We start from the raw sequence: 11,730 nt of genomic DNA on the forward strand, positions 1-11,730 counted from the left end.
CAGTTCGAGGTGGTCATTGGCGAAGGCGAGTTGCCCGGCTACGTCGCTTTGTGTCGCGAAGCTGCGGCGCATCAGCGCCAGCAGCAGCAGCCCGGGCACCGTGGCGATCACGCCGATCAGCACCGCATCGTCGCGCAGTTGGCGAAATCCAGCGCTCTCGGCCACCTTGCCGCGCTGAACATCGAGCGACTGCCGCTGCACCAGGCCGTCGATCAGGCTGTTGAGTTCGCCCATGGTCGGCGCCTCGTCGGCAATGCTCATCATGGCCGTCGCCAAACTGCTCGTTCCCCGGGCCGCCAGCGTGATCGGTCGAGGCTCCTGCGGCCGCAGGGTGCGCACCATCTCATCCAGGCACTGCAGTTCGGCACGCCACTGTGGGCCGGTCGGACGGCTTTGTGCGCCGCCCGGGAGGCTCGAACTGCGAACCGGGGCCAGGGCAGCTGCCGCGAAGGCATGGCCCACCGGCTCGCCGGGCCAGGGGGCCTGGCATTCGTCACGCTGGATTTCCGCCAGCTCGGCGGCGAGGTGCGCCGTGTTGACCATCGCGCTGTAGGCCCGGTCGATCTCGGCGGATTGGTTTTCGACACTGTGGACCACGCGCAGCGTGAGCCAGCTCAGCGTCACGAACAGGGCCACGATGCCGCCCAGCGCAAGGTAGCTTGCGATCTCGAATGCCTTGGTCGCGCGCATGACACCGCCCACGTTTCGGACCGTCGACACCGTCGCGGCGCTGCGCTCAGGACGCTACTGCTCTGCACCGCACCAACGGTGCTCCGACGGGGCCCGTTGCAGGTTGCGGAAATACTATTTCACGTAGCTTTCATGATGGAACAAATCGGCGCGGCTTCAAAGCGGCGTCTCGCACTGGGGTGCCCTCAAACGAGGGGGTGGGTACAAATTCGTGCCGACCGCCGTCCGAGTCGCGAGCCAAGGCGTGCGCGCTGCACGCGGGCATCCCTTTGCTCCCGTGGCCGCCCCCCGTCGCGGCGGACCGACGAGCGGGGGTCTACATCTGCCGCGCCGCCTTGCGCAGCGTCGAGGCGATCGGCTCGGCCAGGTATTGGAAGGGCGTTTGCCGGATGCCCTGGATGTACACCTCCGCCGGCATGCCCGCCTGCAGCTTGAGGTCGGCGACTGTGCCGAGCGATGCGGCGTCGGCAGCAATCGTCACGCTGTAGTACGGCGCGCCATTGGTCTTGTCGTTGAGCCTGTCGGCCGAAACATAGGTGACCTGGCCGGTCACCATCGGCATGTTGCGGTGCTTGAAGGCGGTGAACTTGATGCGGGCGGGCTGGCCGCGCTCGACGTTGTTCAGCTCTTCCGGCGAGATCCGCGCCTCGATCACGAGCTGCGTGTCGATCGGCACGATTTCGGCGATCGACTCGCCTGGTCTGACCACCGCACCGGGTGACGAGAACTTGAGGTCAATCACGTCGCCGCTGGCTGGCGCCGTCACCACCTGACGGGTGGCGGCGTCCTCGGTCTTGCGCAGTTCCTGCTCGAGTTCGCCGAGCCGCGCCGACACCGTCTGCAACTGGTCGCTCGCCGCCTGCGTGTACTGGTTGCGTGCCGACTGCATCTTGAGGTCGCTGTCGACCAGCCGTTGCTGAGCCCGGGCCAGCTCCGAGCGCCGCTCCTCGAGCTGCGAGGCGTAATCGGCGACGGTGGCCTCCGCCTGCCCGACCCGGGTCTGGGAGATGAAGCCCTCCGCGAGCAGACCTTGGCTGCGCTCGAGATCGCGCTGCTGGAGGGCGAGCGAAGTCTGCGCCTTCCCGATCTGCGCGTGCAAGGCACCGATCTCCGACTGCACCCGCAGCCGCTGCGTGACCAGCAGCGCCCTTTCGCTCAGCAGCGAATGGCGCCGTGCGTCGAACAGCGTCTGTTCCTTCTCGACGACCCGGGCGACGCGGACGTCCTCTGTTGCCGCAGCGTGCAGCTCGTCGCCGAAATCCGGTGTCCGCGCAAAAGCCTGTTCAGCCACCAGCCGGGCGAAGGTGGCCTGCTCGACGTGCAGGCGCAGGCGCAGGCGGTTGCGGTCGGCGTCGACGCCCACATCTCCCAGCACCAGCACCGGCTCGCCGGCCTTGACGCGCTGCCCGTCGCGCACGAGCACCGAGCGGACGATGCCGCCCTCCAGGTGCTGCACCGGTCGCCGGTTGAGGTCGACCTTCACGAACGCGGGCGCCACCACCGCCATCGACAGCGGTGCCAGCGCGAGCCAAGCGCCGATCGGCAGCACGGCGCCGCAGACGATGGCCAGGCCGGCGCGGCGCAACCTGCGCGCGTGCTCGCTGTTGCTGCGCGGGCGAAAGGGGACGGGCAAGCTGTGAATGGCCGCGGTCATGAGGGGCTCCTGATTCTTGGTTCTTGTTCACGCGGCCTGTTCGGCCATGGCGACCTGCGCGTCGCGCTGCATCGCCCGCATCACCTCGCTGGCCGGGCCGAAGCGCTTCACGCGGCCGGCCTCGAGCACGAGGATCTTGTCCACGTGCGCAATCAGCGAGGGCCGGTGCGTGACCACCACCGAGGTCACGCCCTCGCTGCGCAGCGAGGACAGCGCCTGCGCCAGGGCGATCTCGCCGGCGCCGTCGAGGTTGGAATTCGGCTCGTCGAGCACCACCAGCCGCGGGTTGCCGTAGAGCGCGCGCGCCAGGGCGATGCGCTGGCGCTGGCCCGGCGAGAGGCGCAGGCCCTGTTCGCCCACCGGCGTTTCGTAAGCCTGGGGCAAGGTGAGGATCATGTCGTGCACGTTGGCGCGGCGGGCGGCTGCCACGACGGCCTCGGAATCGATTTCGCCCAGCCGGGCGATGTTGTCGGCGACGGTGCCGTCGAACAGCTCCACGTCCTGCGGCACGTAGCCGATCGCCGGGCCGAGATCCTCGCGCGGCCAGGTCGCGACGTCGGCACCGTCGAGCCGCACGCAGCCGGCGGTGGGCCGCCACACGCCCGTGATGAGCCGCGCGAGGGTCGACTTGCCTGCCGCGCTCGGGCCGACTACGGCGACCGCCTCGCCCGCGCTCAGATTCAGCGCCACGTTGACCAGCAGCACCTGCTCGGTGCCCAACACCCGGTAGCTGACCGCATCCACGCTGAGCCGGCCCTCGGGGGTGGGCAGGGTGACGTGCGGCGCCTCGATTTCGAACTCGCGCGACAGCTCTGCCAGGCGCCGGTAGGCGGCGCGGCCGTCGGTCAGCACGCGCCACGCCCCAACGAGCTGCTCGATCGGCTGGACGGCGCGGCCGAGCAGGATGGTGGTGGCGATCATCACGCCCGGCGAGGCCTGGCCGGTCAGGACCAGCCAGGCGCCCAGGGCGAGCATCAGGATCTGGATGGCCTGGCGCATGAAGCGCGTGGCGGCGGCGAAGGCTACCGTGCTGCGGCCTGCGGCGGTCTGCAGCGCGGCCAGCCGGTCCTGCGACTGCCGCCAGCGCGCTAGCAGCCGCTGCGTCATGCCCAGCGCCTGCAGCACCTCGGCATTGCGCAGCGAACTCTCCAGGTACTGCGAGGCGTGCCGGCTGTCCTTCTGCAGGGCCTCGAGTGGCGCGCGGCTGAGCCGGTCGTTGAGCCAGGCGAGGGTGAGCATGCCCACGGCCGCTGCCGCCGCCCCGATGCCGAGCAGCGGATGGAAGGCCCCGATGACAAGCACGTAGAAGACCACCCATGGCGCGTCGAACACGGCGACGAGGCCGTTGGCCATGAACATCGCGCGCAGCGAGGCCACGTCGCGCATCCCGTCGAACTGCGCGGTTTGCGGGCGGCGCGCTGCCTTCACCACGAGCGTTTCCACGACCCGTGGGGAGAGCCGTTCCTCGACCAGCCCGCCGAGCACGTTCTGCAGGCGGTTGCGCACATAGTCAAGAGCCAGCAGGATGAACAGGGCACCCAGGGTCCCGCCTAGCAGCACGAGCAGCGTCTCCCCGCTGTTGCTCGGGAGGACGCGGTCGAACACCTGCAGCATGAAGATCGCCGGCGCGAGAAAGAGCAGGTTGATGACGAACGAGAAGGCGGCCAGGCCGGCAAGCATCGGCCGCAGTTCGCTCCACAGAGATTTCATTGCTTTCCTCCTTTGTCGGGCGAGCGGTGCGCGCCTCCTGCGAGGCCGTGCACCGCTCGCCGCTTTCTCTTGCGATCAGCCCAGGACGAAGTCACCGCTGGCGAGCGACACCGTGGTGTGGTCGACGACGCCCAACAGCAGGATCGAGTCGGTAGTCCCGGTCAACGTGATGCGCGTATCGTTGCCAGCGTCGACGATCGACACCCGGTCGGCGAAGTTGGCCGCGGTGATATCTGCCGCGCCGGTGTAGAGCGAGAAGTCGACCAGGTCCTGCGTAGCCGGGGTGCCTCCGTCGGTATCGAAGCCGATCGCGCGGTCGGCGCCGAAGCCGGGTGCCCTGAACACGAGCACGTCGTTGCCGAGGCTGACGTTGAGCGTGTCGTTGCCGCCGGCGCCTTCGATCCGGTCGTCGCCGGCCGCCCCGTTGAGGGTGTTGGCGACGGCGTTGCCGGTGAGGACGTTGTTCAGCTCGTTGCCGGTGCCGTTGGTGGCGTTGTTGATGAGCGTGAGCTTCTCGATATTGGCGCCGAGCGTGCGCGTGACGGTGCTGCGCACGGTGTCGTTGCCGCCGCCCTCGGCCGTCGTCTCGGTGGTCACGTCGTTGGCTGTGTCGACCATGTAGGTGTCGTCCCCGAGCTCGCCGATCATCGTGTCGGCGCCGCCGCGGCCGTCGAGCACGTTGTTGCCGCTGTTGCCGGTGATGACGTTGGCCACGGCGTTGCCGGTGCCGTTGATGTTGGCGGTGCCGGTCAGGGTGAGGTTGGGCCCTTCGCCGGTGGCCAGGGTGCGGCTCGTGGCGCTCTCAACCGTGCCCGGAGGCGGGGGCGGCGGGGGAGGCGGCGGCGGTGCGGCATTGACGATGAAGTCGGTGATGCTCACGCTTGCCGCCCCGATGCCGGTCAGGGTGATCGTGCCGCCGCCCGTGACGGTGACGACCGTGTCCAGGCCGTTGGGGGCCGCGGTGAAGCCCACGTTGCTGTCGAAGTTGACGGCGTTGAGCGTGGCGAAGCCGCGCAGGTCGATCAGGTCCTGCAAGGCCGCCGTGCCGCCTTCGGCGTCGAAGCCGGTCACGAGGTCGGCGCCGAAGCCGGCCGCCACGAGCACGGTGTCGTTGCCGCCGCTGCCCAGGACGAGCGTGTCGGCGCCGCCCAGGCCGGCCAGCACGTTGTTGCCGCTGTTGCCGGTGATGATGTTGGCCGCCGAGTTGCCGGTGCCGTCGATGTTGGCGGTGCCGGTCAGGGTGAGGTCGGGCCCTTCGTCTTCAGCCAGGATGCGCGTCGTGGCGCTCTCGACCGGGTTCGCCGGAGGCGGGGGAGGCGGGGGAGGTGGCGGAGGTGGCGGAGGTGGCGGCGGCACGGCGCCGCCATCGACGATGAAGTCGGCGCCGGTGACCTCGGCCGCGGCCACGCCGGTCAGCCGGATCGTGTCGACACCGATGGTGACCAGCGTATCGGCGCCGTCCTCTGCGATGACCACGCGGTCGGCGAAGTTGGCGGCCGTGAGGTCGTCGGTGCCCGTGTAGCCGCGCAGGTCGATGAGATCCTGCGTCGCGGCGGTCCCGCCGATCGCGTCGAAGCCCGTCACGGTGTCGGCGCCGAAGCCGACGCCCTCGAACTCGAGCGTGTCGTTGCCGGCCGAGACGTTGAGGGCATCGTTGCCGGCACCGCCGTTCAGCCGATCGTTGCCGTTGCCGCCGTTGAGCGTGTCGTTGCCGATGCCGCCGCTCAGTAGGTTTGCCCCGCCGTTGCCGGTGATGACGTTGCTCGCGTTGTTGCCGGTGCCGTTGATGGCACCGGTGCCGGTCAGGTTGAGGTTCTCGACGTTGGCGACGAGGGCCGTGACCGTGATCGAGCTCTGGACGGTGTCGGTGCCTTCGCCGTCGAGTTCGGTGACGACGTCGCCGATGTTGTCGACGACGTAGATGTCGTTGCCGATGCCGCCGCTCATGTTGTCGGCGCCGGTGCCGCCGTTGAGCGTGTCGTTGCCCGCGTTGCCGATCAGCTGGTCGTTGCCGGCCAGGCCGTTGAGCACGTTGTTGCCGCTGTTGCCGGTGATCGTGTTGGCTCGCCCGTCGCCGGTGCCGTTGATGTTGCCGGTGCCGGTCAGCGTGAGGTTGGCCGGGTCGCTGGCAAGCAGGGTGCGGGTCACCGCACTGTCGACCGTGGTCGGCGGCGGCGGCGGGGGCTCGGGCTCCGGTGGGCCGTCGATGACGAAGTCGGCCACGGTGACGCCGGCCGCCGCCACGCCGGCGAGCGTGATGGTGTCGGCTCCGATGGTGACCAGGGTGTCGCCAGCCAGGGAGGCGATGATGACCTGCTGGCCGAAGTTCGCGGCGGTGATGTCGGCCGCGCCGATGTAGCCGGTGAGGTCGATCAGGTCCTGCGTGGTCTCGGTGCCGCCGTCGAAATCGAAGCCCGTCACCACGTCGGCACCGAAGCCGGCGGCCACGACGAGGGTGTCGTTCCCTTGGGACACGTTGATCCGGTCGTTGCCCGCACCGCCGATCACCACGTTGCGGCCTTCGCCGCCGTCAATGGAGTCGTTGCCCAGGCCGCCGTCGAGCCGGTCGTCGCCGGCCGCGGTACCGGTCGCGAAGACGATCTCGCGCACGATGCCGATGTTTCCCGGCAGCACGGTCCGCGCGAACACCGCGTCCTGCAGCTGCGTCATGCTGTCGTAGCGCTGGCCGCCGTGTTCGAGTTGCACGCGCAGCCAGGCGTCGCCGTTGAGGATGTCGTCGCCGTCGCGCCCGTCGAGGAAGTCGCTGCCGCCGCCGCCGAGGAGGATGTTGCCGCCGCCGAAGCTGGTCACCCCCGGGCCGCCGAGCAGGCCCGCCAGGCCATCGATGAGACCAATCTGTTGCGCGTCGTTGAGCGCGTTGTTGAAGCCCGAGGTTTCCTCCACTTCGGTGAAGTCGGCCAGGACGCGGTCGTCGCCGCGCAGGGTGTCGTTCAGGTTCCAGCCGGACATGCCCTCCACCGAGTCGAAGCGATCGGCGTTGGTCTCGGCCACCGGGATCGGCACGTTCGGCGGCAGCACGTCGAAGAGCATGTCTGCATTCGCTGCATCGGGCTCGAGATAGTGCGTGACCCAGTCGAAGCCGAGCGTGCCTTCGAAGCGCTCGACGCCGCTGCCGCTGACCATGATGTCGTCGCCCGACTCGGCGTCGTAGTCGTCGTTGCCGCCATCGCCCTTGATGACGTCGTTGCCGCGGACCTTGCTGGTTTGGAACGGGTCGCCGTTGTCGCCCTGCAGCAGGTCGGCGGCGCCGCCGCCTTCGATCCAGTCGTGGCCTTCGCCGCCGAACACCGTGTCGGTCGAGGTGCCGCCGCGCACGAAGTCGTCACCGGCGCCGGCGAAGGTTTCCTGCAGGCCGCCGGCGGCGACCACGAAGTCGCGGCCGGGGCCGGAGATGACCAGGTCCACGCCGATGCCGGCGTTGATGGCGTCGTTGCCTTCGCCGCCCTTGATGTTGTCGTCGCCGAAGGTGTCGGTGATGATGTCGTCGCCGTCGCCGCCCACCAGCGAGTCGTTGCCGGCGCCGCCTTCGATGCGGTCGTTGCCGCCGTCACCGTACACGGTGTCGTCGCCCTCGTCGGCGCGCAGATCGTTGTCGGCGTCGGTGCCGCCGAGGACGATGTGCTCCTCGCCCACGTAGCGCACGTTCTGTCCATTGGCGGTGACGCCCGGGCCATGGGTGCTCGGATCGTCCACTTCGATGATCCGGTCGGGCACGATGAAGATGTCGGCCGGCAGGTGCTTCACGCCCGGCAGGTTGCGCATCACGATGTCGGAGAAGGTGTTGTTCTCCAGCTCCACCAGGAAGTTCAGGCCGGCCGTTCGCGCCAGGTAGTACAGGCGGTCGCCGTCCTGCAGCTTTTCCATCTGCGTCTCGAATACGAAGTTGAAGCTCGAGCCGAGCATGCCGCCGAAAGGCGCGGTCTTCTCGGCCAGGCCGCCGATCCAGAAGTCGACGTTGTTCAGGCCGCCCAGGCTACCGCCGGCGTAGGCGCCCTGGGAATTCAGGAAGTCGAAGGCATCGCCGCTGTTGCTGTCACGGGCCTGGTCGACCAGGAGTTGCGCCGCCGTGCGCTTGTCGGCCATCGTGGTGGCGCCGGTGACGCTGGCGTGCGTGCCGTAGGCCGCGATGAAGTTGACGAGCGAGGCGGGGTGCTTGATGCCGGTCTGGAAATCGGCCCAGCTGGTGTAGGGCGCGAGCGCCGAATCGGTGGTGGCGGCGAAGAACTGCTGGCGCGCCGTGTTCAGGCTCGGCACGCCGGCGTCGCGGCCGCGGGCGATGTTGATGGCGCCTAAGTCGAGCGGCAGACCGAGCAGGTTGCTGCGCACGCCCTCGGCGATGAACTCGTCGATCGCGTTGCCGGTCTGGCGCGTCATGCCACGCACGATGGCTTCGGCTGCGTCGGTCGGGTCGGCGCCGCTGGCGGCGAAGGCGACCGGGTTGAGGAAGGCGTCGATCAGCGTGAGGTCGGAGGAAACGCCCTGGTCATTGACCCGGTCCACCTCGCCGGTGAGCATCGAGTGGCCGAAGCGGTATACGGTGTGCGCGAACTCGGCCGTGATCGCCGGGTCGATGGTCACGTCGTAGCCGGCGAAGGCGTCGACCTGCGGCTGGATCTTGCGCGCGAACTCCTCGAACACCAAGTGCTGGTACTGCATCTCTGTGCCGAAGCGGGCGGCCTGGAACAGCCGCTCGCCGTTCCATACGGCGGGAGCGTCGTCCGTGGCCGGCTGCAGCTGCCACTCGGCAAGTTGCGTGGGGTCGTTGGTGGCCAGCAGGTCGGCCTTGATCTTCTCGACCAGCCGGTTGTGCTCGGCGTGGAAGACGTGGTGCACCGTGGTCAGGCCGATGTTCTCGTTGCCGCGACCGTCGCCGGTGATGTAGTGGGCGTCGAGCAATTCGTTGTCGTACTGGCCGGCGGGCAGCACCGCAGTCTGGCCGTTGATCTCGGTGTCGCTGTCGGCCGTTCTCGCCGTGCCGCGGGTGTCGTTGGGATTGGCGGTGTGGGCGATGTCGTCGAGGAAGGCGTGGCCGGTGCGCACCGCGTTGGCGGTGCTGATGGGCGCGTCGGGGTTGCCCTGGACGATGACGCCGCCCGTCGTGACGAGCTGCGCATAGCCGTTGGGTCCGCGTGCGAAGCGGCCGTACTCGTCGGTCACGATCTGCGGCACGTTCAGCACGTCGGCATCGGTGAGCGCGATGCCGAGCATCTCGCGCGCCTGCGCCTTGATCTCAGCCCAGGTCGCCAGGCCGCCCGCGGCGCCGTCGAGCATGTGGCCGGTCGCCACCGGCTCACCGTCCGCATTGAGCTCGTACTCGCGCAGGAAGGCCTGGTGCGAGGGATGCGAGGTGTAGGTCTGGTTCTGGTCCACCAGTGGCGTCGTCTGGTTGGTGTGGCGGTGGATGTCGTCGGCGGTGCCGACCTGCCCATCGGGCCCGGGCTGCACCTGGGTGTTGGACAGTCGGGTCAGCGGCATGAAGCGCAGGTTCGCGGCCAGATCGTCCCCGTTGCCGAAGATGCCGTCGGCGCCCGCCACCAGCGGATCGTCGTCCTTCAGCGGCACGAATACCGTGCCACCGCCCTTGTTGGCGAGGTCCAGGCCGTGGTCGAAGAACTGGCCGAACAGCGTGAACCAGGAGTTGAAGGGCGACGACAGGCCCAGGTCGGGCGACACGTTGGGGATGACGTAGGTGTCGCCGTCGAGCTCCTTGCCGTCTTCGGGGTTCCAGGCGGTTGTCGCGGCCGCGTTCGAGGCGGTCTGGTCGGAGATGAGGTTGCTGATGACGCGCGGCTGCGAATCGAAGACAACGCCGCCGTTTTGCCAGTAGTTGGTCGCCTGGCCCCCTGCGAGAGGACCGGGGCCGTCGGGGTCGAATGTGATGTTCTCGCCCGGACGGAAGAACTGCTTCGTCAACTGCGGAAAGAGGCGGTCCGCCGACCCCCAGAACTCGCGCCCGGCGATCAGGTTGTTGTAGCTGCCGTCGACCGTGCGGACGCCGAAGGGCAGCAGCGGGTCGCCGACGAGCGCGCGGATCGACTGCGGCGTGCCGGCGGCATGCGCCTCGCCGGTCTTGATCTGTTCGAGGATGAATTCGAGGTCTGCGAGGTTGATGTTCATTTCACTCTCTCCGGTAAGTGACGGGTTCTGGGCGCAGGGCAGCGCGGCTTTACAACTGGAGGCGCCGGTCGTAGCCGACGAAGGGGCGCTTGTGCGGATCGACGGCGCGGATCGATTCGCAGATCTGCTCGGGTTCTGCCAACGCCGGGTTCATGCACCAGCGGTCGAGGGCGTCGTTGCCGATGCGCACCATGCCGGTATGCTGGGAGCGGTCGGCGTCGACCACGGGGTCGACGTCGAAGAAGCCGAAGGCCAGGCGCAAGCGCTCGATGTCGTCCGGCCGGCCGGTCACGAAGGTCCAGCCGCCTCCGATGCGGTAGCGCTGTGCGTACTCGGCCAGCGCCTGCGGCGTGTCGTGCTCGGGCAGCAGGGTGATCGAGACCATGAACACGTCGCTGCCGGCGCGCGGGCCGAGCATGCGCTGCACGTTCAGCAGGTTGGCCGTCATCGGCGGGCAGATGTTGCTGCACTGCGCGTACATCATGTTGAGCAGCACGATGCGTCCGCGCACCAGGTCGTCGAAGAAGCGCAGGCGCCGGCCGTCGTGGGTGAGCACGACCGGGTTCGGGAAGCGGCTCCCCCCCGCCCGGGACGAGGCCGAGGGACTCTTTGCCGTCTTGCCTTGGGCCGCCCAGGCGGCGATACCCGCGGTGGACAACATGCCCGCGGCCAGCAGGCCGGGGCCGATGCCCGCCAACGCGTCGCGGCGGGCCGAGCGGTCCGGGACGCGACGACCGTCGCCTCCCGCTTGGAGTTCAGGAGGTGATGTCATAGCGCACCATCATGGAGTGGTCTTCGTGCACGGTGTTGTGACAGTGCATGACGTACTTGCCGGTGAAGTCGCGAAAGCGCAGGTACACCTGCACTGTCTCGTTCGGCCCCAGGTAGAAGACGTCCTTGCGCCCGCGCTCGTGCGGCGGCGGCGGCTTGCCGTTGCGGGTGAGGATGCGGCCCTCTTCGAGGTGGATATGGATCGGGTGGGCCCAGCCGCCGCTCTCGTTGCGCAGCGTCCAGATCTCGGCCGTACCCTTCTTCGGCGAGGCCCGCGGGATGTTCTTGAACAGCTTGCTGTTCACGGCCCAGGCCCCGTTGGTGCGGTCGAAGGTGAAGCTGCGCCTTGCCGCCACGGGCTGGTCCATGTCGGGCAGCGCGCGCAGCACGGCGGGCACGCGGCTCTCGTCCACGTCGTCACCCGTCGCGTCGCGGTCGACCTCGAACTTCAGGATCGGCACCGGGTTCTTCAGGTAGTCCTTCTCGGGCTTTCGGCCGTCGAGCTGCTCCAGGCGGTTGACCAGGAACAGCTCGCTGCCCTTCTCGAAGCGCGAGAAATCGAACACGATGTCGGCCCGCTCGGCAACGGCCAGCCGCACGCTGTTCATCGTCAGCGGGGCGGGCAGCAGGTTGCCGTCGTTGGCGATGTACTGGAAGCTCTGCACCGGGCCGGTCGGGCTGCCCAGGCGCAACTGCAGGTCGTACATGCGGGCCGGCCCCGCATCCAGCAGGCGCAAGCGGTACTTGCGTCGGCTGACCTTGTAGAA

At 68.8% G+C, this 11,730-nt stretch carries 6 protein-coding genes; all 6 read right to left on the reverse strand.

Annotated elements, in window-relative coordinates:
- On the reverse strand, positions 1-690 hold a 690-nt coding region (locus tag H0W38_RS07275; protein WP_292452500.1), incomplete at its 3' end, for a hypothetical protein.
- A 316-nt stretch (positions 691-1,006) separates the two neighbouring features.
- Positions 1,007-2,344, reverse strand: coding sequence for an HlyD family type I secretion periplasmic adaptor subunit (locus H0W38_RS07280; RefSeq protein WP_292452502.1), 1,338 nt, complete (start codon positions 2,342-2,344; stop codon positions 1,007-1,009).
- A 27-nt stretch (positions 2,345-2,371) separates the two neighbouring features.
- Positions 2,372-4,054 carry a type I secretion system permease/ATPase gene (locus H0W38_RS07285; protein ID WP_292452503.1) on the reverse strand — a complete coding sequence of 561 codons (1,683 nt, stop codon included), beginning with the start codon at positions 4,052-4,054 and terminating at the stop codon, positions 2,372-2,374.
- A 75-nt stretch (positions 4,055-4,129) separates the two neighbouring features.
- Complete coding sequence (locus H0W38_RS07290; protein ID WP_292452505.1) at positions 4,130-10,192, reverse strand: peroxidase family protein; 6,063 nt, start codon at positions 10,190-10,192, stop codon at positions 4,130-4,132.
- 49 nt (positions 10,193-10,241) lie between these two features.
- Entirely contained in the window at positions 10,242-10,964 is a 723-nt protein-coding gene (locus H0W38_RS07295) for an SCO family protein (RefSeq protein ID WP_292452507.1), read from the reverse strand.
- On the reverse strand, positions 10,948-11,730 hold a 783-nt coding region (locus H0W38_RS07300; RefSeq protein ID WP_292452509.1), incomplete at its 5' end, for a multicopper oxidase domain-containing protein. The genes H0W38_RS07295 and H0W38_RS07300, both read right to left, overlap by 17 nt.

Origin of the sequence: Methylibium sp. (genome assembly GCF_013817365.1) — a bacterium.
In the GTDB taxonomy this organism is placed as follows: Bacteria; Pseudomonadota; Gammaproteobacteria; order Burkholderiales; family Burkholderiaceae_C; genus Methylibium.

Coding starts and splice junctions, on each gene's coding strand:
- H0W38_RS07280 (WP_292452502.1), bottom strand. CDS start 2,344: ATGACCGCGGCCATTCACAGCTTGCCCGTCCCCTTTCGCCCGCGCAGC.
- H0W38_RS07290 (WP_292452505.1), bottom strand. CDS start 10,192: ATGAACATCAACCTCGCAGACCTCGAATTCATCCTCGAACAGATCAAG.
- H0W38_RS07295 (WP_292452507.1), bottom strand. CDS start 10,964: ATGACATCACCTCCTGAACTCCAAGCGGGAGGCGACGGTCGTCGCGTC.
- H0W38_RS07285 (WP_292452503.1), bottom strand. CDS start 4,054: ATGAAATCTCTGTGGAGCGAACTGCGGCCGATGCTTGCCGGCCTGGCC.